11 protein-coding genes are annotated in these 20,975 nt (G+C 60.1%); 10 read left to right on the top strand and 1 reads right to left on the bottom strand.

Annotated features, from left to right (window positions below; genetic code table 11):
* Positions 1–152 precede the first annotated feature (152 nt).
* The gene (locus EDC28_RS11005; protein ID WP_123421629.1) at positions 153–1,451 is read right to left on the bottom strand and encodes a Na+/H+ antiporter NhaC family protein; all 1,299 of its coding nucleotides are present in this window, start codon (positions 1,449–1,451) and stop codon (positions 153–155) included.
* 232 nt (positions 1,452–1,683) lie between these two features.
* Between EDC28_RS11005 and EDC28_RS11010 the strand changes: the two genes are divergently transcribed.
* From EDC28_RS11010 to carA, 10 genes are all read left to right on the top strand, one after another.
* Positions 1,684–2,751, top strand: a complete 1,068-nt coding sequence (locus EDC28_RS11010) for an efflux RND transporter periplasmic adaptor subunit (protein WP_123421630.1) — start codon at positions 1,684–1,686, stop codon at positions 2,749–2,751.
* On the top strand, positions 2,748–5,888 hold the full coding sequence (locus tag EDC28_RS11015; protein ID WP_123421631.1) for an efflux RND transporter permease subunit: 3,141 nt from the start codon (positions 2,748–2,750) through the stop codon (positions 5,886–5,888). The genes EDC28_RS11010 and EDC28_RS11015 overlap by 4 nt, the downstream gene beginning before the upstream one ends.
* A complete protein-coding gene (dapB, locus tag EDC28_RS11020) occupies positions 5,885–6,682 on the top strand; it encodes a 4-hydroxy-tetrahydrodipicolinate reductase (RefSeq protein ID WP_336391529.1) in 798 nt (265 codons plus the stop codon). The genes EDC28_RS11015 and dapB overlap by 4 nt, the downstream gene beginning before the upstream one ends.
* A 285-nt stretch (positions 6,683–6,967) precedes the next feature.
* Positions 6,968–9,781: a TonB-dependent receptor gene (locus EDC28_RS11025; protein WP_123421632.1), complete on the top strand. Its 2,814-nt coding sequence runs from the start codon at positions 6,968–6,970 to the stop codon at positions 9,779–9,781.
* Positions 9,782–9,851: 70 nt separating this feature from the next.
* Entirely contained in the window at positions 9,852–11,372 is a 1,521-nt protein-coding gene (locus tag EDC28_RS11030; RefSeq protein WP_123421633.1) for a tryptophan halogenase family protein, read from the top strand.
* A 112-nt stretch (positions 11,373–11,484) separates the two neighbouring features.
* Positions 11,485–13,506 carry a glycoside hydrolase family 97 protein gene (locus EDC28_RS11035; RefSeq protein WP_123421634.1) on the top strand — a complete coding sequence of 674 codons (2,022 nt, stop codon included), beginning with the start codon at positions 11,485–11,487 and terminating at the stop codon, positions 13,504–13,506.
* The gene (locus EDC28_RS11040; protein WP_244946577.1) at positions 13,503–15,332 is read left to right on the top strand and encodes a glycoside hydrolase family 13 protein; all 1,830 of its coding nucleotides are present in this window, start codon (positions 13,503–13,505) and stop codon (positions 15,330–15,332) included. Before EDC28_RS11035 ends, EDC28_RS11040 begins: the two co-directional genes overlap by 4 nt.
* On the top strand, positions 15,329–17,668 hold the full coding sequence (locus EDC28_RS11045) for a glycoside hydrolase family 31 protein (RefSeq protein ID WP_244946578.1): 2,340 nt from the start codon (positions 15,329–15,331) through the stop codon (positions 17,666–17,668). Before EDC28_RS11040 ends, EDC28_RS11045 begins: the two co-directional genes overlap by 4 nt.
* 10 nt (positions 17,669–17,678) lie before the next feature.
* Positions 17,679–19,523 carry an alpha-amylase family glycosyl hydrolase gene (locus EDC28_RS11050; RefSeq protein WP_123421637.1) on the top strand — a complete coding sequence of 615 codons (1,845 nt, stop codon included), beginning with the start codon at positions 17,679–17,681 and terminating at the stop codon, positions 19,521–19,523.
* Positions 19,524–19,842: 319 nt separating this feature from the next.
* Positions 19,843–20,973: a glutamine-hydrolyzing carbamoyl-phosphate synthase small subunit gene (gene carA / locus EDC28_RS11055; protein WP_123421638.1), complete on the top strand. Its 1,131-nt coding sequence runs from the start codon at positions 19,843–19,845 to the stop codon at positions 20,971–20,973.
* The last annotated feature ends 2 nt before the right edge of the window (positions 20,974–20,975 follow it).

A 20,975-nucleotide genomic window follows, 5' to 3' on the forward strand; every position in this document is an offset into this window, starting at 1 on the left:
AAAAAGACAGGGTTGCAAAGATGCCAAGGCCGGGCGGCTTTGGCGCAAATAAAAAGCCCCTCGATTGAAGGGCCTCTGTTTAAACGCCTATCTCGTGCAAGCGTGTCATTGCTTCGGCTGGCAGCACCAAGTGGGCCGCGGCGAGGTTCTTTTCAGTGCTTGACCAGCAGCCGCCTGGCGCCGGGCGCCAGCACTGTGGCAAGGGTAATGGCGGCCAGCACCAGCACGTAACCGGAGTGGCTGACCACCGCCAGGGGCGAGAGGGTAAAGCTTGAGCCCAGCAGCAAGGCTTGGGCGCCCCAGGGCACCAGGCCCTGGTTTACGCAGGCAAAGATGTCTAAAAGACTTGCGCTTCGCACCGGGCTGATGGCGTTTTGCTGGGCGATGTCCTTGGCCAGTTGGCCGTTGACGATAATGGACACGGTGTTGTTGGCGGTGCAGAAGTTGGTGGTAAACACCAGGCCGGCAATGGCCAGCTCACCGTTTTTACCGGTGCTGCCGTGGCCCAGTTTGGCCGCTAGCCAGGCAAGGCCCCCTTGCTTTTCCATCAGGTAGGCAAGGCCTCCCATCAGCAGGGACAGCATGAAAATTTCCTGCATGCCGGTAAAGCCGGCGTAAATGTCTTTAACGTATTTGGCCAGACTATAGTCGCCGCTCAGGCCCACCAAACCGGCCAGTACGATACCCAAAATGAGCACCACAAAGACGTTAAGCCCGGCCACCGCCAGCACCAAAATGGTGACATAAGGCAGTATCGGCAGCAGTTGGAAGTCTTTGGCGTCAATCACATGGCTGCCGCTGCTGGCAAAACCCAACCACAGCAAGGTCAGGATGGCGGCGGGCAGGGCCAGGCGGAAGTTGGCGCGAAACTTGTCTTTCATGTCGCAGCCCTGGGTGCGGGTGGCGGCGATGGTGGTATCGGAGATGATGGAGAGGTTGTCGCCAAACATGGCGCCACTGAGCAGTGCCCCGGCGGTCAACGCCAGCGGCAAATCCCCTTGCTGGGCCAGGCCCAGGGCCACCGGCGCCAGGGCGGCGATGGTGCCCATGGAAGTGCCCATGGCGGTGGCAATAAAAGCGGCAATCACAAAAAGCCCCGGCAGCAGCAAGGAGGCCGGCACCAGGCTCAGGCCCAGGGCCACGGTGGCATCAACTCCGCCGGTGGCCTTGGCCACGGCGCCAAAAGCACCGGACAACAAATAGATGATGCACATGGCCATGATGTTGGAATGGCCACAGCCTGCCAGGAACTGCTCGACGGTTTTGTTGATGCTGTCGCGGGAGATAAGCACCGCCACAATCAGCGCCGGCAGTACCGCCACCGGCGCTGGCAGCTGGTAAAAGGCGTAGCTAACACCGGTCAGGCTCAGGTAAGTACCCACACCCAAGAACAGCGCCAGAAAGACCAGCAGCGGCAACAGGGGCAGGGGAGAGGCGTGGGGCTTGGACATCAAATTCCTCAAGGGTACCGATTAAAAAAGGAGCCCACCGGGCGTAAAGGCGCGCAAATTTACGTCAGCAGGCTATCAGTGTCAACGTCTGGACGTCCAGATGGAAATCCCTGTTGCCACCGGGTTACACCTCTTATCGCGGCCCGCCATCGGCATATCTGATCCCGTAACAAGGTATTCACTATTGGTGCGACTATTACCAATAGTGAAAAAAGAACGGAAGTACACCGACATGAAAAAAGCAGCGGTAATGGGGGCCGTGATCCTGGCAGGAGCCGCAGCGGGGCTCTGGTGGCATCAGGACCAGGCGCCAGCAAGCAGTGCCACTCCCAAAGCAACGGTGGTACGGGTGGTAACCAGCCCGGTCAAGCTGCAACTGCTGTCTGATGAAATCGAGGCCCTGGGCACCACCAAGGCCTTTGAGTCCATCACTGTGACCGCCACCGTCAGCGACAAGATTGAAAAGGTGCACTTTCGTGACAACCAGCAGGTCAAAGCCGGGCAACTGCTGGTGACCCTGACCCATCAGGAAGAACAGGCCGCCCTGGATGCGGCCAACGAAGATTTAAAAGAACAAAATCGCGAATACCGCCGCATTACCGATTTGGTGCGCACCAAAACCATTGCCGCCTCCGAGCTTGACCGTCTGCAAAGCGCCGTGGAAATAGCCAAGGCCAAGGTGGCCCAGGCCCAGGCCCAACTGGACGACCGCTTTGTGCGCGCCCCCTTTGACGGGGTGCTGGGTTTTCGGGAAGTCAGTACCGGCGCCCTGATCAGCCCCGGCACCGCCATCACCACCCTCGATGATGTCAGCCCCATCAAGCTCGACTTCACGGTGCCGGAGCGGTTTTTGCCCATCTTAAAACCCGGCAAGGACATTTACGCCACCGCCGAAGCGGTGCCCTCCGAGCGCTTCCAGGGCAAGGTGTCCAGCGTTGATACCCGTATCGACCCAGTGTCGCGCAGCGCCACAGTCCGGGCGGAGCTCGACAACAAAGACGGCCTGCTGCGCCCCGGCATGTTGCTGCGTATCCGCCTGGTCAAAGAGGCCCGTGAGGCGCTGGCGGTGCCGGCCGCCGCGATTTTTCAAATCAAATCCCAGCACTATGTGTTTGTGGTGGATGAAGACAACATCGTTGAGCAGCGCCCGGTGGTCATTGGCCTGCGCCAGCCCGGTATTGTCGAGGTCACCCAGGGCCTTAAGGAAAAAGAGCAGGTGATCATCCGCGGCCTTCTGAAGGTGCGAGAAGGAGCCAAGGTGGAAGTGCGTAAGGAAGACTTCCCGGAGGCCAAGGCATGATGCTCACCGATATGTCGGTGCGCCGCCCGGTGGTGGCGTCGGTGCTGTCGCTGCTATTGGTTATCTTCGGCATCGTCGCCTTTGGCAAATTGCCGCTACGGGAATACCCCAGCATCGACCCGCCGCTGGTGAACATTCAAACCAGCTACCGGGGCGCCTCGGCGGCGGTGGTGGAGTCGCGCATCACCCAAATTCTTGAAGACAGGGTCTCGGGTATCGAGGGCATTCGCAACATCACCTCTTCAAGCCAGGACGGCAGCTCCAACATCACCATCGAGTTCGACATCAGCCGCGACATCGATGCCGCCACCAACGACGTGCGCGACAAGATCTCCGGCGCCCTTAACAACCTGCCCGAAGAAGCCGATCCGCCGGAGGTGTCCAAGGCCGGCTCCGACGACGAAACCGTGATGTGGCTGAACCTCTCGTCAGACCGGATGACGGTGCGTGAGCTCTCCGACTACGCCGACCGCTACCTGGTGGACAAATTCTCGGTACTTAACGGCGTGGCGCGGGTGCGCATCGGCGGCGAGCAGCGCACCGCCATGCGTATTTGGCTCGACCGCCAAGCCCTGGCCGCCCGTAACCTCACCGTGACCGACGTGGAAAGCGCCCTTCGCAGCCAGAACGTGGAGTTACCGGCGGGGGATCTGGAAGCCCAGGACCGCCAGTTCACGGTGCGCCTGCAGCGCCAATACGAGAAACAGGAAGACTTTGCCAACCTGGTGATAGGGCGGGGCTCTGATGGCTACCTGGTCAAACTCTCAGACGTGGCCCGGGTTGAAGAAAGCACCGACGAAACCCGCAAGCTGTTTCGCGGCAACGGTGAGAACATGGTGGGCCTGGGGATAGGTAAAACCTCCACCGCCAACACCCTGGAAGTGGCCCGCGACGCCCACAAACTGGTGGCTAGCCTCAACAAAACCCTGCCGGTGGGGATGCAGCTTGCCATCAGCTACGACTCCTCGGTCTTTATCGAGCGCTCGGTGCAAGAGGTGTACGAGACCCTCTTTATCGCCATGGTGCTGGTGGTGGTGGTGATTTACATCTTCTTAGGGTCGGTGCGGGCCATGCTGATTCCGGCCCTGGCGCTGCCGGTGTCCCTGATGGGAGCGGTGATCATCCTCTACGCCCTTGGCTACACCATCAACCTGCTGACCTTACTGGCGCTGATTTTAGCCATCGGCATGGTGGTGGACGATGCCATCGTCATGCTGGAGAACATTCACCGGCGCATTGAAGAGGGCGAGTCGCCCCTGGTGGCGGCGTTTCTGGGTTCGCGCCAGGTGTCTTTTGCGGTCATTGCCACCACGGCGGTGCTGGTGTCGGTGTTCTTGCCCATCACCTTTTTGGAAGGGGACCTTGGCAAACTCTTTACCGAATTTGCCGTGGCCATGGCTTCGGCGGTGGTGTTCTCGGCCATTGTGGCGCTGACCCTGTCACCGATGATGTGCTCCAAGCTGCTGACCCGCCACGACGGCCACTCCGGGCTTTCGGGTTTTATGGAGCGGCGCCTTGATAGCCTTGGCCGTGGTTACCGGCGCGCCCTTGAGCACCTTATTCGCCGCCCTGTTTGGGTATTGTGCTTTGTTATTGCCAGCATGGGGGCGGTGGCCTGGTTTGTTGAGCATGTGCCCAGCGAATTTACCCCCAGCGAAGACCGTGGCTCGCTGTTTGTGCTGATCAACGGCCCCGAAGGCGCCTCCTACTCCTACATGGAAAAGTACATGGACGAGATAGAGCGCCGCCTGCTGCCCATGGCTGGCCCCGATGGCGACGTTAACCGCATGATAAGCCGTGCCCCTCGTGGCTGGGGCGGGGTGCGGGCCTACAACACCGGGCAGATCGTGGTGTCGCTGAAAGATTGGTCCGAGCGCCGGCCCATCAGTGAAGTGACCGCCGATATTCGTGCTCGCATCAGCGACATCTCCGGGGTGCGGGCCTTTACCATAGTGCGCAGCGCCTTTGGCCGCGGCACCGCCAAACCGGTGCAGTTTGTTATTGGCGGCCCCGATTACGACAGCCTGCGGGCCTGGCGCGACATCATCGAAGAAGAAGCGGCCAAGAACCCCGGGCTGGTGGGCATAGACGACGACTACAAAGAAACCAAGCCCCAGCTCAAGATAACGGTCGATACCAGCCGCGCCGCCGATCTTGGCATCACTATGAGCACCATTGGCGGCACCTTGGAAACCATGCTCGGCTCCAAGGTGGTTACCACCTTTGTGCGCGGCGGCGAGGAATACGACGTGATTTTGGAAGGGGAGCGCGACAAGCAGCGCTCGCCCCAGGCCATTGGCGGCATCTATGTGCGCTCGGATAAGAGCGGCGAGCTGGTGCCGCTCTCCTCGGTGGTAAAGATCGAGGAAATTGCCGACGCCTCGGCCCTTAACCGTTACAACCGGATGCGGGCCATCACCATCGAAGCCAACCTGGCCGACGGCTACAGCTTGGGGCAGGCCCTGGATTTTATGGATGACCTTGCCGCCCGCGTGCTGCCGGCCGAGGCCTCCATCAGCTACAAGGGGCCGTCGCTGGATTACAAAAACTCCGGCAGCTCGGTGTACTTCATCTTCGCCCTGGCCCTGGGGGTGGTGTTCTTGGTGCTGGCGGCTCAGTTTGAGAGCTACGTGCACCCGGTAGTGATCATGCTGGCGGTACCCCTTGCCATGCTGGGCGCTCTGGTGGGGCTTTATCTCACCGGGCAAACTATCAACATTTACAGCCAGATAGGCATCATCATGCTGATTGGCCTGGCGGCGAAAAACGGCATCTTGATTGTCGAGTTTGCCAACCAGCTGCGCGACGAGGGCCAGAGCTTTGACGAGGCGCTCTTAAACGCCTGTGCCCAGCGGCTGCGCCCCATCTTGATGACCGGCATCACCACCGCCGCCGGCGCAGTGCCCTTGGTGCTGGCCAGCGGCGCCGGCGCCGAGACCCGCTACGTGATTGGGGTAGTGGTGCTGTTTGGCATCATTATCTCCACCTTCTTTACCTTGCTGGTAACCCCGGTGATGTATGCCTGGATGGCGCGGCGCACTCGCTCCCCTGAGCATGTGGCCCGTCAGCTTAATGAAGCGCTGAAACAGGAAGGAAAAGCGGTTAGAGTGTTGCCCTCGTTGGAGGAAGACCTATGACCATGACACGCATTGCCATTCTGGGCGCCAACGGCCGTATGGGCCGCGCCCTTATTCGCGCCCTGGCCGCCGACCCCAAAGCCGAGCTGGCCAGCGCCCAGGTGCGCCCCGGCAACAGCCTTATCGGGGTAGACGCCGGTAGCCTCGCCGGTATCGACGCCCTGGGGGTAAACCTGGGCACCGACATCCGCGGTGACGTGGTTATCGATTTCACTTCCCCACAAAACACTGCCCTGATGGCCGCTGATTGTGCCAAACATGGCCGGGCGCTGATCGTCGGCACCACCGGCCTTGATGGGGCGCAAAAAGCGGCGCTGACCGATGCCGCTAACAAGGTGCCGGTGGTGTTTGCCCCCAACATGAGCGTGGGGGTGAACCTGCTGCTGGGGCTGGTGGAGCTTGCCAGCAAGGTGCTGGGGGACACGGTGGATATCGAGGTACTGGAAGCCCATCACCGCCACAAGAAAGACGCCCCCTCCGGTACCGCCCTGGCCCTTGGGGAAGCGGCGGCCAAGGCCCTGGGCCGTGACCTTAAAGATTGCGCCGTCTATGGCCGTGAAGGCATCACCGGCGAGCGCGACCGCCAGACCATCGGTTTTGCCACGGTGCGGGCCGGCGACATTATCGGCGAACACACCGTGCTTTTTGCCGGTGACGGCGAGCGTATCGAGCTGACCCACAAGGCCCACAACCGCGACACCTTTGCCACCGGCGCCCTGCGCGCCGCCCATTGGGTGGTCGGCAAAGGCCCCGGCCTTTACGACATGAAAGACGTGCTGGGCCTCAACGGCTAAGCCGCTTTTGTTAACAAAAACCGCAGCCTTGGCTGCGGTTTTTTTATGGGCGCGCCTTGACGCAAGCGGCAATCGCCGAGGGTGACCCAGGTCAGGTTTTTTCGAACAACAGGTTAAAAGAATATGACCAATTGCTTCTGAATACGTATGCATAGCGTTGTCGGGGGTTCTGGCTATTGCGTAGCATTCAGGTCGGGTAGCGGCTGCCTGTTGACGTAAAGGTAAATCCAATAAATCAGCCGCCTGATGAGTCGAACAATAGCCCGATTGGGTCTGGGGGAAACGATGGCAACATTCAAGCCAAATGTACTGGCACTGGCGCTGGCCGCAGCAGGTATGACCGTAACCGTGCTGCCTGCCAAAGTCTGGGCCGCTGATGCTGATCAACAGGCACCGGCTGATAGCAAAGAGAAAAAACAAGACGCCGATAAAGACGTCGAAGTGATTGAAGTCACAGGCTTTCGCGCCAGTCTGCAACGCTCTCAGGCGATCAAGCAGACCAACACCTCCATCGTTGAGGCCATTTCCGCCGAAGACATCGGCAAGCTGCCCGATTCCAGTATCGCCGAGTCCATCGCCCGCCTGCCTGGCGTGGCTGCCCAGCGCCTCGACGGCCGCGCCAGCGGTATCTCCATTCGCGGCCTGAGCGAAGACTTCAGTACCGTGACCTTCAACGGCCGCGAGCAGGTCTCCATCGGTGACGGCCGTGGCGTGGAAATGGATCTCTATCCTTCCGAGATCATGAACGCGGTGGTGGTCTACAAGACTCCCGACGCCAGCCTCACCAGCCAGGGCATTGCCGGCACCATCGACCTGCAGACCGTGCGGCCCCTAAAACAAGGCAAGCGCAGCTTCTCTGCCACCCTGACCGGTGAGAAAAACGATATCGGCAAACTCAACCCCGATGGCAAAGACAAAGGCTGGCGCTCCAGCCTGTCTTACATCGACCAGTTTGCCGACGACACCATCGGTGTGGCCATTGCCTACGCCCATATGGATTCTCCCAGCAACGAGCAGCGCTGGAACAGCTGGGGCTTTGGCAACGACGACGACGGCAACCTGGTGCTGGGCGGGGCCAAGCCTTATGTGCGCTCAAGCGAGCTCAAACGCGACACCGTGATGGGGGTGGTGGAGTTTGCGCCTAACGACAAATTCCACGCCACCTTAGATGCCATGCACATCAACTTCCGTGACGAGAAGCGGCTGCGCGGTATCGAGATCCCGGCTTTCTACGGCCAGGGCAGCATCGAGAACCTGCAGGTGGACGACGGCTTTGTCACCAGCGGCATCATTCACGACCAGCGGGTCGTGGTACGTAACGACTACGACCAGCGCAAGGCCGACCTCAACTCCTTTGGCCTGAACCTTGAATACAACCTGGGCGAAAACTGGGTGCTGGGTGGCGATTTGAGCTACTCCAAGGTCGAGCGGGAAATTTTCAGCCTTGAGTCTTACTCCGGTACTGGCCGCGGCGACACCGGCGGTGTGGCTGACGACATCGGCTTTAACCTCAACGGCGGCGCCGAGGGTGCTCACTTCACCCCAGGCCTGGATTACTCCGACCCTAACCTCATCATGCTCGGCGGCCCGCTGAGCTGGGGTAACGGTATTGCCGTACCCAGCGACGGCCAGGACGGTTTTATCAACCGCCCCGAAATCGACGACGAAATCAAAGCCGTTAAATTCACCGCCCAGCGCTACACCGACAACAGCGTGATCAGCAGCGTGAAATTTGGCGTGCACTACTCCGAGCGCACCAAGAGCCGCGAGGACCACGGCACCTACCTGACCCTCAAAGCCTACCCCGGTATGCTGGCGGTGCCTGGTGAGTACCTGCTGTCGCCCACCAGCCTTGATTTCATCGGCATGGGCAACATGCTGAGCTATGACTCCAAACGCCTGTACGATAACGGCTACTACGACGAGTTCGATCAGGGCGCCACCGAGCCGCAACGGGCGCAAAACTCCTGGGACGTCAAAGAGAAAGTCACCACCGGGTTCGTGATGGCCAATATCGACAGCATGGTCTTTGGCCTGCCGGTCAAAGGCAACATCGGTACCCAATACGTACACACCAACCAAAGCTCCCTGGGTAACCAGACCACCGTCGTCAACGGTGCTACCCAAATTCAGAAGGTGGACCGTGGCACCAGCTACAACGAGTTCCTGCCCAGCCTGAACCTGAGCTTTGAAGTGGCCGAACAGCAGTTCGTGCGCTTCGGTGCCGCCCGCACCCTGACCCGCTCACGCATGGACCGCATGAACTCCAGCTACGGCTACAGCTTCAACTCGGCCCTGAACGTGCCCAATGCCCCGGTGGGTAACTCCCCCTGGAGCGGCGGTGGCGGCAACCCCGAACTCAAGCCCTATATCGCCAACCAGTACGATCTGAGCTACGAGAACTACTTTGCCGGCCAGGGGTACTTCAGTGCCGCCCTGTTCTACAAAGACCTGAAAAACTGGCAGTTTGAAGTGCCCACCATCGAGGACTTCTCCGGTGTGCCGCCGCTTACTACCGGTACCGTATACCAGTACCAGGGCGTGGTTAACACCTGGCAGAACACAGACGGCGGTTACATCAAGGGCGCCGAGTTCACCCTGTCGTTGCCGGGCGAGCTGTTTAGCGACTACCTGGAAGGTTTTGGTGCCATCCTGAGCGCCACCTACAACACCAGTGCTGTGTCCTTTAACTACCCGTCTGCCATTAACGCCGACAACAGCGTGACTTACGCCAGCACCAACATCCAGGTGCCCGGCCTGTCTCGCCAGATCTACAACGCCACCCTGTTCTACGAGAAGAACGGCTTCCAATTCCGTACCAGCATGCGTAAGCGCAGCGACTTCAACGGTGAGGTGTCCGGCCTGTCCTTTGCCCGCACCCCGGTGAATGTCAAAGGCTCCGAGATCTGGGACGCGCAGATAAGCTACGACTTCTCTGAGTCCGGTATCGAATCCCTCAAGGGCCTGACCATCATGCTCCAGGGCCAGAACCTGACCGACGAACCCTTTACCACCACCGAGTCCGGCGATGCCCGCCAGGTGCGTGACTATCAGGTGTACGGTCGTAACTACCTGCTCGGCGTTAACTACAAGTTCTAATCTCTCTGTGTGACCATGACACTTGCCCCGACAGCCAACGGTTGTTGGGGCATTTTTTTAAGGGGCGGTGATGACAATCAAAAACGTGGTGATCCTCGGCGGCGGCAGCGCCGGCTGGATGAGCGCGGCGATGCTGGTAAAGAGCCTGGGTAAGCAACTGGCCATTACCCTGGTGGAGTCGGACCAGATTGCCACCGTCGGGGTGGGGGAGGCTACCATCCCGCCCATCGGCCTTTTTAATCGCTACCTTGGCATCGACGAAGCCGAGTTTCTGACTCAAACCCAGGGCACCATCAAGCTGGGTATCGAGTTTGAAAACTGGGGCAGGGAAGGGGAGTGCTACATGCACGCCTTTGGCGAGCTGGGCCGGGACCTGGGTATCACGCCTTTTATTCATTACTGGCTGAGGGCACGCCAGCAAGGCCACGGGCGGGGGCTGTGGGATTACTCCCTTAACTACCAGGCCGCCAAGGCCGGGCGCTTTATTCCCCTGCCCAAGGTGCCAGACAGCCCTCTCAAGGGCTTGGTACACGCCTACCATTTTGACGCCGGGCTCTACGCCGGCTTGCTGCGCCGCTACAGCGAGGGCCTTGGGGTCAAGCGCATCGAGGGCAAGGTGGTGGAGGTGGCCTTGGATGAAGGCGGCGCTATTAGCGAGTTGGTGCTGGCCTCTGGCCAGCGGGTGGCGGGGGAGCTCTTTATTGATTGCAGCGGCCAGCGCGCCCGGCTGATCGGTGAGGCCCTTGGCGGCCAGTTTGAGGACTGGGGCCATTACCTGCCGGCCGACAGCGCCCTGGCGGTACCGAGCGAAAACACCGGCGAGCCGCGCCCCTACACCCGCGCCATCGCTCATGATGTGGGCTGGCAGTGGCAAATCCCGCTGCAGCACCGCACCGGTAACGGTTTGGTGTATGCCAGCCGCTACCTGGGTGACGACGAAGCCCGGGCGAAGCTGTTGGCCGCTATCGAAGGTAAGGCCCTGGCCGAGCCGAGGCTAATTCGCTTTAAAACCGGGCGCCAGCGCCAACAATGGCTGAAAAACTGTGTCAGCCTCGGCCTTGCCAGCGGCTTTTTAGAGCCCTTGGAGTCCACCAGCCTGCACCTGGTGCAAAGCGGCATTACCCGCCTTATCAAACTTTTCCCGCGCACTGGCATCGCCGCCTCGGCGGTGGCGGAATTTAACCGCCAAAGCGCCGAGGAATGTGAGGCTATTCGCGACTTTATCATCCTGCACTACCACCTTAATCAACGGCCCGAGCCTTTTTGGCAAGCCATGCGCGAGATGGCGGTGCCTTCGAGCCTTGGCCGGCGCCTGGCGCTCTTTGGCGATTGCGGCCGGGTATTCAGGGAAGGCGCCGAGCTATTTAGCGAGGTGGCCTGGCAACAGGTACTCATTGGCCAGAACCTGCTGCCAACCGACTACGACCCGCTGGCCGACAGCCTCGATGGCAAGGAGCTGGAAGGTTACTTGGCCAACCTGGCCACCATCATCACTGCCACCCGCGACAAATTGCCCCGCCATGGCGATTTTCTGGCCAGAGCCAGGGAACTGGCCGCGACCAAAGGTAAGGGATTGACGACAAAGGGTTGAATACGTTTGCAATGCCTTGTTGCCAACGGCTGTGGCCGTTAGCGTAAGCGTCAAGTTGCCCCTTGGGCCAATAACCTGTCGCCGGCATGCCCCTGCGACTGAGGAGATCACCATGCGCGCCATGTTGCCTTTATTGCTGATGCTGGGGCCGGCTTCTGTGCTGGCTCAAAGCCTGGCGGTGAGTTCGCCCGACGGCAAGCTGACCTTTACTTTGAGTGACGACGATACCCCTCACTATCAAGTCAGCCGCGAGGGCCGGGCGCTATTGGGGGATTCTGCCCTTGGGCTGAGCATGCTGGAGATTGGCGACATGGGCCCTGGCTACCGGATAGTCAAGGTAGCGCGCCATCACAGCGACAGCCAATGGGAGCAGCCCTGGGGGGAGCGCCATTATGTGCAAGATAACCACAACGAGCTGGCCGCCACCTTTGCCAACGACGCCGGCCAACGCTTTGTGCTGCGGGTCCGGGTTTTTGATGACGGCCTTGGCTTTCGCTACGAAGTGCCGGCTCAGCCGCATCTGAGCACCGTTAATATCACCGACGAGCGCACCGAATTTCGTATCGCCGGCAGCGATAAGGTCACCGCTTGGTCTATCCCTGCCCGCCAGTGGGACCGTTACGAATATCCCTATCGCACCAGCGCCCTTGAGGCGGTGCAAAGTGCCCAGACGCCCCTGACCATGAAGCTGCCGGGCGGGGTGCACTTAAGTATCCACGAAGCGGCGTTGGTCAACTACGCCGCCATGACCCTCAACCAGCGCCGCCCCGGGGTATTGAAGGCCGACCTCACCCCCTGGGGCGACGGTATCAAGGTGAAAACCGCCGCCCCTTTCATGAGCCCCTGGCGCACCATCGAAGTGGGCAGCGCCACCGATTTGGTCAATTCCAGCCTCATCCTCAACCTCAATGAGCCCAACAAGCTGGGAGATGTGTCCTGGGTTAAACCGGGCAAGTACATCGGTATCTGGTGGGCCATGCATCTGGGGCGCATGACCTGGGGCAGCGGCCCGCATCACGGCGCCACCACCGTCAATGCCGAGCGTTATATGGACTTTGCCGCCCGTTATGGTTTTGACGGCGTGTTGGTCGAAGGCTGGAACCAGGGCTGGGACGGTGACTGGGTCAAAAACGGCGATAAGTTTAGCTTTACCCAGCCCTATCCTGACTTCGATATAAAGGCCATCACCGCTTATGGCGCCGGCAAAGGGGTCAAACTGATTGGCCACCATGAAACCGGCGGGCATGTCAGCAATTACGAGGCGCAACTGGATGACGCCATGGCGCTCTATCAACGGCTTGGGGTCAGCCAGGTTAAAACCGGTTACGTGGCGGACGGCGGCGAAATCGACCGTCGCGACGCAAAGGGCATTCGCCGCCATGAATGGCACGACGGCCAGTTTATGGTTAATCACTATCAGAAGGTGGTGACCGAGGCGGCCAAATACCATATTGCCATCAACAGCCACGAGCCCATCAAAGACACTGGCCTTCGCCGCACCTACCCCAACTGGATCAGCCGAGAAGGGGCCCGTGGCCAGGAATACAACGCCTGGGGCACGCCGCCCAACAGCCCCGAACACACCGTGATGCTGCCCTTTACCCGGTTATTGGCAGGGCCCATGGACTTTACCCCCGGCATTTTCGACCTGGCACCCACCGATCTCAAAGACGGTAACCGGGTGCAGACCACCCTTGCCAAACAATTGGCCCTCTATGTGACCATTTACAGCCCCATTCAGATGGCGGCGGATCTGCCTGAAAACTACCAAAAGCACCTGGACGCCTTTCAGTTTATCCGCGACGTGCCTACCGATTGGGAAGAGAGCAAGGCGCTGGCCGGCGCCGTGGGCGATTACCTGGTGATGGCCCGCAAGGCGCGAGGTGGCAAGGACTGGTATCTGGGCGCCATTACCGATGAGCAGGCGCGGGTGCTGCCAGTGAAGCTGGATTTTTTGGACAGCGGCACACGCTATGAAGCACAAATTTACCGCGATGGCGCCAAGGCCGACTGGCAGAGCAATCCTTACGATTATGTCATCGAGAAAAAGACGGTGAGCCGCAGCGACACCCTGGCCCTGAAGCTCGCCACCAGTGGCGGCGCCGCCATCCGTTTCAAGGCTCTGGAGCAATGATGCGCCTGTTTTTCTGTGTGTTGGCCCTGCTGACAGCTACGGCAGCCCAGGCCGCCAGCCTCGATAAAATCGAGCCCGCCAACTGGTGGGTGGGGATGAAAAGGCCCACCGTCGAGCTGATGGTCTACGGCAAGGACATTGCCAAGGCCAAGGTCACCCTGGCCCCCCATGCCGGGGTGTCGCTGGTCAAAGCAGAGGCCCTTGAAAGCCCCGACTACCTTTTTGTGACCCTCGCCATAGCGCCAAAGACTAAAGCCGGTGAGCTTGATCTGGCCTTTGAGGTGGCCGGGCAGCACTTTGACCGCCACTATCCGCTGCTGGCCCGGGCCCCGGGTTCGGCGATGCGCCAGGGCTTTTCCCAAAAAGACGTGATTTATCTCATCACCCCGGACCGCTTTGCCAATGGCGACCCCGGCAATGACGATGTGAAGGGTTACGGCGACAAGGCAAACCGCCGCCTGCCCGGTGGCCGTCACGGCGGCGACCTCAAAGGGGTGATGGACCACCTTGATTACCTTGAAAAGTTGGGGGTGACCCAGCTGTGGCTGAACCCGGTGGTGGAAAACGCCATGGCGAGTTACAGCTACCACGGCTACTCGGCCACCGATTTTTACCGGGTTGACCCGCGCTTTGGCGCCAATGCCGATTACCGGGCCCTGAGCCAAGCCGCCAAGGCTCGCGGCATGGGCCTTATCATCGACGTGGTGCTCAACCATATCGGCAGCAACCATCCTTGGGTGAAAGACTTGCCCAGCCAGGACTGGCTGAACGGCACCCGCTTTCACCCCACCAACCATCGCCGCGAAACCCTGCACGACCCCCATGTGGCGGCCAGCGACCGGGCCCAGTTTAACGACGGCTGGTTTGTGCCCAGCATGCCGGATCTCAACCAGCGCAACCCGCATCTGGCCACTTACCTGATTCAAAACAGCATCTGGTGGGTGGAATACGCCGGCCTTAGCGGTATCCGCATCGACACCTGGTCTTACTCCGACCAAGCCTTCCTGGCCCAATGGAGTGCGGCGCTGATGAACGAATACCCGCACCTGAACATGGTGGGGGAGGAGTGGAGCACCAATGCTGCCATCACCAGTTACTGGCAGCGGGGCAATCACCCCAAAGACGGTTATGTCAGCAACTTGCCGTCCTTGATGGATTTTCCGCTGCAAGAGGCCCTCATCAAGGGCCTGACCGAGCCGGAGACCTGGAACAGCGGCATCAGCATGCTCTACCAGGCCCTTGCCAACGACTTTCTCTACAGCGCCCCCAATAACCTGGTGGTCTTTGCCGACAACCACGACATGGCGCGGGTGATGACCCAGCTCCAGGGCGACCGGGCCCTGTGGCAGATGGCCATGACCTTTATCCTCACCACCCGTGGCATTCCCCAGATCTTTTACGGCACCGAGCTGGCCATGGACCCCAAAAGCAGTGACCACGGCGTGCTGCGGGCCGATTTCCCCGGCGGCTGGCCGGGGGACAAGGTCAACGCCTTTACCGGCACCGGCCTTGACGGCGGCCAGCGCCAGGCCTTGGGTTTTATGCAAAAGCTGCTGAACTGGCGCAAAACGGCGCCCGCCATCAGCGGCCGCCTGGTCCACTACGTGCCCCAAGACGGGGTGTACAGCTATTTTCGCCTGAGCCCTGCCCAGCAGGTGATGGTGGTAATGAACAAGAACGACAAGGCCCAGACCCTGGACCTTGGCCGCTTTGCCGAACTCAAGGGCCACCAACTGGGCCATGAGGTGCTGAGCGGCAACACCTATTCCCTGACTGGCACCTTGACGGTGCCTGCCAAAACAGCCTGGGTGCTGGAGCTCAAATGATGAAACTGCGTTATCTGCCTTTGTCCCTTGCCGTACTGCTGGCCAGTTGTGCCAGCAAGCCTGCCTATCACCTGGACGGCAATCGCCTGGTGATCCCCAAGGCTGGCGGTGAGCTGGTGCTCACCCCCCTGGATGCCGATGCCATTCAAACCGAATACCTCAAGGCTGGCAGCCAGCAACCGGCCTCCCGGGCCATCGTTCAGCAAACGGCGGTCAAGGCCGAGCTCAGCCAAAAGGGCGACACCCTGGTGTACCGCCTGCCGGGGCTCAGAGCTGAGATAGACACCCGAGACCTTAAAATCAGCTATTACAGAGGTGAGCACCTGCTACTGGCCGAGAGCAGCGGTTTTAAAGGCGAGCAGGGGGTAAACCTTGGCTTTTCGCTTCAACAGGGTGAAAAGCTCATGGGCGGCGGCGAGCGGGTGCTGGGCATGGACAGGCGCGGCCACAAACTGCCGCTCTACAACAAGGCGAGCTACGGCTACACCACCGAAGCGGCGCAGATGTATTACAGCCTGCCGCTTATTCTCTCCAGCGAGAAATACCTGCTGCTGTTTGACAACACCGCCTCTGGCGAGATGGATCTGGGGGCTACCCAGAGCGACCAAATGACCTTCAGCGCCGAGACCGGCCGGCGCGCCTACGTGGTGGTAGCAAGTGACCACTACGCCGGGCTCACCGAAGAATACACCCAGCTCACCGGCCATCAGCCGCTACCGCCGCGCTGGGCGCTGGGTAACTTTGCCTCCCGCTTTGGCTACCACAGCGAAGCCGAAGCCCGTGATGTGGTGAACCGCTTTAAAGAAGCCGGCATTCCCCTGGACGCCATCGTGCTGGATCTTTACTGGTTCGGCAAAGACGTCAAAGGCCACATGGGCAACCTGGCCTGGGATAAAACCGCCTTCCCAACCCCGGAGCAGATGATCCGCGACTTTAAAAAAGACGGGGTAAAAACGGTGCTCATTACCGAGCCCTTTATCCTCACCACCTCCAAGTGCTGGAACGAAGCGCTCAGCGCTGGCGCTATCACCCCGGACGCCAGCGGCAAACCGGCAACCTACGATTTCTTCTTCGGCCACACGGGCCTGGTGGATGTGTTCTCGCCCAAGGGCCGCGACTGGTTCTGGGGCAAATACCAGAGCTTGCTGGATGAAGGGGTCGCCGGATTCTGGGGCGACCTTGGCGAGCCGGAAGTGCACCCTGCAAACCTGGTGCATGCCGAAGGCTCAGCCGATGCCCTGCATAACGCCTACGGCCACCGCTGGGCCGAGATGGTGTACGACGGGGTGCGCCAGCATCGCCCTGACATGCGGCCCTTTATCCTGATGCGAAGCGGTTATGCCGGCTCCCAGCGCTTTGGCATGATGCCCTGGACCGGCGACGTGTCCCGCAGCTGGGGCGGCCTTAAGCCGCAAGTGGAGCTGGCGCTGCAAATGGGCGCCCAGGGCCTTGGGTACATTCACTCGGATCTGGGCGGCTTTGCCGGTGGCGATAAGTTCGACCCGGAGCTTTACCTGCGCTGGCTGCAATACGGCGTGTTCCAGCCGGTATTTCGCCCCCACGGCCAGGAAGAAATCGCCCCTGAACCGGTGTTCCACGACGCCCATATCCAAAAAGTGGTGGGGGATTACATCAAGCTGCGCTATAGCCTGCTGCCCTACAACTACAGCCTGGCCTTTGAGAACAGCACCACCGGCAAGCCGCTGATGCGCTCGATGCTGATGCAAAGCGATGATGTCAAAGACTTTGACAACCACCACAGCTACTTCTGGGGTGATGCCTTCCTGGTGACCCCGGTCACTGAGCAGGGCGCCAAAACCGTGACCACCCAATTGCCCAAGGGCGCCTGGTTTGATTTTTGGAGCGGTAAGCGCATCGAAGGGGGCCAAAGCTACACCCGCGCCACCAGTGTCGAGACCCTACCGGTGCTGGTAAAAGCCGGCAGCTTCGTGCCCATGGTGGCGCCAACCCAAAGCACCGACAGCTATTCCAGCAAGGCGCTGACCCTGCACTACTGGGCCGATCCCTCGGTAACCGAGGCCCAGGGCCAAATGTATGAAGACGACGGCCACACCCCGGACGCCTACGCCAAGGGCCAATACCAGCTGCTGCGCTTTAGCGCCCGCCAGCAAGGGGGCCTGACCGTGACGCTTGCCAGCCAAGGCCAATACCCCGGCATGCCCAAAAGCCGCCAGCTGACCTTGGTTATCCACCACCCGGGCGCCGTCAAGGCCGCCTTGCTGGACGGCAAGCCCCATAGCTTTAAACAAGACGGCGACCAGCTGACCCTAACCTTTGACTGGGACGGCGCCGCGCGTACCCTCGACTTGCAGTAAGGATGACATCATGAACAAGCTCTCTTCCCTGGCCCTTTGCGTGATGCTTGCTGCCTGCTCAGAGGCACCCGTTGCCAGCAACGCCGCCCAAGAGGCGCCGGCCAGCGTGCAGCCCCAAGGCTCCGGCAAGCCGGTTATCTACCAGATGTTTACCCGTCTTTTTGGCAACAAGGTCGACAGCCAGGTGCCCTGGGGCACCCTAGCGCAAAACGGGGTCGGTAAATTTGCCGACATCAACGACGCTGCCTTGGCCTCCATCAAGGCACTGGGGGTCAATTATCTGTGGTACACCGGCATTCCCGAGCATGCCCAGGTCACCGACTACAGCGCCTACGGTATAGCCGCAGACGACCCGGACGTGGTCAAGGGCCGGGCCGGCTCGCCCTACGCGGTCAAGGACTACTACAACGTTGACCCGGACTTGGCCACTCACCCTGCCAAGCGCTTAGAAGAGTTCGAGGCCCTGATTGCGCGCACCCATGCCCACGGCATGAAGGTCATCATCGACATCGTGCCCAACCACGTGGCCCGCCGCTATCACTCCAGCGTCTACCCGGAGCGGGACTTTGGCCGAAACGACGACACCAGGGTGGTCTACAAGCGCGACAACAACTTCTATTACGTGCCGGGCCAGGCGTTTAAAGTGCCCAAAGGCGACAAGCCTCTGGGCGGCTTGCCTCATCCCCTGGCCGACGGCCAGTTTGCTGAAAACCCCGCCAAGTGGACAGGTAACGGCAGCCGCAGCCCGCAGCCGGCTCTGGACGACTGGTATGAAACGGTCAAGATAAACTACGGGGTGCGCCCCGACGGCAGCTATGACTTCCCACAACTGCCCGCCGGTTTCGAGAATCAGGATTACCGCGCCCACGCGGCTTTTTGGCAGGGCAAATCGGTGCCGGACAGCTGGGTCAAGTACAAGGACATCGCCCTTTACTGGCTGGATAAAGGCGTCGACGGTTTTCGCTACGACGTAGCCGAAATGGTGCCGGTGGAATTTTGGAGCTACCTCAACAGCGCCATCAAGATGCACAAGGCTGACACCCTGCTGATGGCCGAGGTCTACAACCCGGCCCAGTACCGGGACTATATCCGCCTGGGCAAAATGGATTACCTCTACGACAAGGTAGAAACCTACGACAGCCTCAAGGCCATCATCCAAGGCAAAGAGGGCACCCAGGCGCTCGCCGATATCCTGGTGCGTAACCAGGACATTGCCGCTCACCAGCTGCACTTTTTGGAAAACCATGACGAGCAGCGCATCGCCAGCCCCGAGTTTGCCGGCGATCCGGTCAAGGCCATTCCGGCCATGGCGGTGTCGGCGCTGATGGACGACGGCGCCACCATGGTTTACTTCGGCCAGGCCCTTGGCGAGCCCGGCGCCCGTGACGCCGGCTTTGGCAAAGCCAGCCGCACCACCATCTTCGACTATTGGGATGTGCCGAGCGTGCAGCGCTGGATGAACGGCGGCGCCTTTGACGGCGGCCAATTGTCTGCCAAGGAAAAGGCCCTGCGCGGCTTTTACCAAAAGCTGCTGAACCTCAGCCGCAGCCAGGGCGCTTTCGGTGGCACCAGCCAGGCGCTGGCGCAAAGCGATGACAAGGTCTTTGCCTTTGCCCGCTGGCAGGGCAGCCAGCAGGTGTTGGTGGCCACCAACTTTGCCGCGAGCGCCAAAGAGGGCCAGATAGCTGTGCCCAAGGCCTTGATTGAAAAGTGGAAACTGGCCGACGGCCAATACGCCCTTAACGACCTTCTTGGCAGCAACAGCGGCACCCTGGTGGTCAGCAAGGGGGCAGGGCAGTGGCACTATCAGCTGGGCGCTTACGGCGCTGCCGCCTTCGAGCTAAAACTGCAATAACACCCAGAAAAAAAGGCTAAACTATTGAAACCGGCGTTGTGGCCGGTTTTTTATTGCGCCAGATTGAATTTTTATGTGAGAATTCGCGCGCTTTATGCAGTCAGTCAGCGGCGGTTTGCGTGCACGTAAAGCTGTAAAAATAACGATTTGGCGTCATTTTCGTCACGAAAACCTTTTCTAAAAATTAATGGACAAGGTCGGCCCACATCTTTATCATACCGCCAATTTGCCAAAAGCTCGGTAAAACGCATCGTTTTGATGCTCAGCTCCGATGGTAAGTTACTGATTTCTCTCAGTTACTAACTCTATGGAGGTTGTCTTGAGTCAGCCAGCGCTCTTGGTCCTTGAAGACGGGACCGTCTTCCAGGGCACGGCCATTGGGGCCACTGGAAAAGCGGTCGGCGAAGTAGTTTTTAATACTTCAATGACGGGTTACCAGGAAATTCTTACTGATCCCTCGTATTCCCAACAAATTGTTACCCTGACCTACCCCCATATCGGCAACACCGGTACCAATACCGAAGACGAAGAAGCCGATAAAATCTGGGCTACTGGCCTTGTGATCCGCGATCTTCCCCTTGTCGCTTCCAACTTCCGTAATCAGGCTTCTCTTTCTGATTACCTCAAAGCCCGCAATATCGTTGCCATCGCCGATATCGACACCCGTAAGCTGACCCGCATTCTGCGTGAAAAGGGCGCTCAGAACGGCTGCATTATCGCCGGTGAGGTGGACGAAGCGGCGGCACTGGCCGCCGCCAAAGCCTTCCCTGGCCTTAAGGGCATGGACTTGGCCAAGGTGGTGTGCACCAAGGAAAGCTACCAGTGGACGGAAGGCAGCTGGACCCTGGGTGAGGGTTTCAAGCAATTCGGCGACGAGCACTACAAATATCACGTAGTGGCGTATGACTACGGCGTTAAACGCAACATCCTGCGCATGCTGGCTGACAGGGGCTGCAAACTGACCGTAGTACCTGCCCAAACCTCTGCCCAAGAGGTGCTGGCCCTGAACCCCGATGGCATCTTCCTCTCCAACGGCCCTGGCGACCCGGAGCCTTGCACCTACGCCATCGACGCCATCAAAGCCTTCTTGGAAACCGAGATTCCGGTGTTTGGTATCTGCCTGGGCCACCAGTTGCTGGCGCTGGCCAGTGGCGCCAAGACCATCAAAATGGGCCACGGCCACCACGGCGGTAACCACCCGGTTAAAGACCTGGACCGTGACGTGGTGATGATCACCGCCCAGAACCACGGCTTTGCGGTAGACGAGGCGAGTTTGCCCGCGCACCTGCGCGCTACCCACAAATCCCTGTTCGACGGCACTCTGCAAGGTATTGCCCGCACCGACAAGCCGGCGTTTTCCTTCCAGGGCCACCCTGAAGCGAGCCCGGGTCCGCACGATGCGGCACCGCTCTTCGACCACTTTATCGAACTGATGGCGGCCAGGGGGTAATC

The sequence above is a fragment of the Gallaecimonas pentaromativorans genome (assembly GCF_003751625.1).
GTDB lineage: Bacteria > Pseudomonadota > Gammaproteobacteria > Enterobacterales > Gallaecimonadaceae > Gallaecimonas > Gallaecimonas pentaromativorans.

What these genes read in the sequence shown, in the direction of transcription:
- EDC28_RS11005 (WP_123421629.1), bottom strand. Translation starts at nt 1,451, where the DNA reads ATGTCCAAGCCCCACGCCTCTCCCCTGCCCCTGTTGCCGCTGCTGGTC.
- EDC28_RS11010 (WP_123421630.1), top strand. Translation starts at nt 1,684, where the DNA reads ATGAAAAAAGCAGCGGTAATGGGGGCCGTGATCCTGGCAGGAGCCGCA.
- EDC28_RS11015 (WP_123421631.1), top strand. Translation starts at nt 2,748, where the DNA reads ATGATGCTCACCGATATGTCGGTGCGCCGCCCGGTGGTGGCGTCGGTG.
- dapB (WP_336391529.1), top strand. Translation starts at nt 5,885, where the DNA reads ATGACCATGACACGCATTGCCATTCTGGGCGCCAACGGCCGTATGGGC.
- EDC28_RS11025 (WP_123421632.1), top strand. Translation starts at nt 6,968, where the DNA reads ATGGCAACATTCAAGCCAAATGTACTGGCACTGGCGCTGGCCGCAGCA.
- EDC28_RS11030 (WP_123421633.1), top strand. Translation starts at nt 9,852, where the DNA reads ATGACAATCAAAAACGTGGTGATCCTCGGCGGCGGCAGCGCCGGCTGG.
- EDC28_RS11035 (WP_123421634.1), top strand. Translation starts at nt 11,485, where the DNA reads ATGCGCGCCATGTTGCCTTTATTGCTGATGCTGGGGCCGGCTTCTGTG.
- EDC28_RS11040 (WP_244946577.1), top strand. Translation starts at nt 13,503, where the DNA reads ATGATGCGCCTGTTTTTCTGTGTGTTGGCCCTGCTGACAGCTACGGCA.
- EDC28_RS11045 (WP_244946578.1), top strand. Translation starts at nt 15,329, where the DNA reads ATGATGAAACTGCGTTATCTGCCTTTGTCCCTTGCCGTACTGCTGGCC.
- EDC28_RS11050 (WP_123421637.1), top strand. Translation starts at nt 17,679, where the DNA reads ATGAACAAGCTCTCTTCCCTGGCCCTTTGCGTGATGCTTGCTGCCTGC.